At 56.3% G+C, this 1,269-nt stretch carries 1 protein-coding gene; it reads left to right on the top strand.

Features of this window, described 5'->3' with window-relative positions:
* Positions 1-811: LPXTG cell wall anchor domain-containing protein (locus DWX39_RS10745; protein ID WP_117759939.1), on the top strand; the 811-nt coding region annotated here is incomplete at its 5' end.
* Positions 812-1,269 lie beyond the last annotated feature (458 nt).

Below are 1,269 nucleotides of genomic sequence, written 5' to 3'. Positions count from 1 at the left end.
CAAAAACCTCGAGGCCGCAAAAGACGCCGCAAGTCTCGAGAAAATTGCGAGATTCAATGATGACATTGCCCGTTTTCAAGAGCTCCGCGACAAGATGGCGGCGCAAGCCGCCGAATTGAGGGAATCCCTCCCCACCATGCAAGCGGACATCGATGCAGCCCAAGCCAAAAACGACGAGGCCATCAACCGGGTAAGCAAGCTCCAGGAAAAATTAGACAACAAACTTGAGGAGCTTAAGGCAGTCGAAGCACTCGGCGACGAGGAGCTTGCCGAAACTATTAAACAGCAAATAAAGTCGTTGCACCAAGAGATCGTAACGGCAAAAGCGCGAGTTGACTTTTGCGAAATGGAGCTCCGCGAGGCCCAGGACCGCCTCAAAAGGCAGGAAAGACAAGTTAATGACCGTGAGCGTGATGCAGAGAAGTATAAAGCCCATATCGACCAGTTCACAGCCTGGCGAGATGCGCTCCTCGACAATTTGGAAAAGGCGCAAACGGCCTATGACGACGCCTGCAAAGCATACGAAGAGGCAAAAGCTGCAGCAGACAAGGCCACCTCGCCCGAGATAACGCAACCGGCAGAGACGACACCGCCCGCCGGCTCAGCGCAGCCGTCCGGAACAACGCTGCCCACCAATTCGCCCACATCAGGCAAAGACGCTCGACCGAGCTCCACCAAGCAAGCAAATGCAGGCGGCAAGCTTGCAAATACGGGCGACACAGCGCCGAGCGCAATCGCACTCGCAGGCATCGCCGTCACAGGACTCGGAATAGCCACCGCGGGTGTGCGCCGCATCAAGAACTCAAGGTAGCTACCAGCGAACGTCGCCTTTGCCAATCCGCAAGCCCAAAATCAAAAGAGACCCCGCTTCCCCAACTCAAACGAAGGAAGCGGGCCTCTTTACTTGTTAAAACAGATGCCAACGCCGCCGTCTCTTGAACCACGTAGCCATCAATGCCCAGACAACACTAGCAAGCCGCATTCCTTAAGGGATAGATTTAATGGCTGTTAATCAAGGGGTATACGCGCACGCCCGATCAATGGCGGGCAAACCGCCTGATATACTTACATTAGTGCTACCAAGTGAGTCGCCGACCCTTGAAATGAGGTGCCGAGATGAACGACATTCTCGCAAGAAGAGCAACCTTGGGCATCGCCCTTTCCGCGGCACTCGTCGCGGGAATCGCCCCCGCAACGGCGATCGCGGCGGAAACCAGCTCCCCCACCGGTGCAGTTGCCTTGCAGACGGAAGACGCGGCCGCCGCAAGG

It is taken from the genome of Collinsella sp. AF19-1LB (assembly GCF_003459655.1).
Classification (GTDB): domain Bacteria; phylum Actinomycetota; class Coriobacteriia; order Coriobacteriales; family Coriobacteriaceae; genus Collinsella.
The sequence above is the reverse complement of the archived record's forward strand: the minus strand, read 5'-3'. Positions and strand labels throughout refer to the sequence as shown.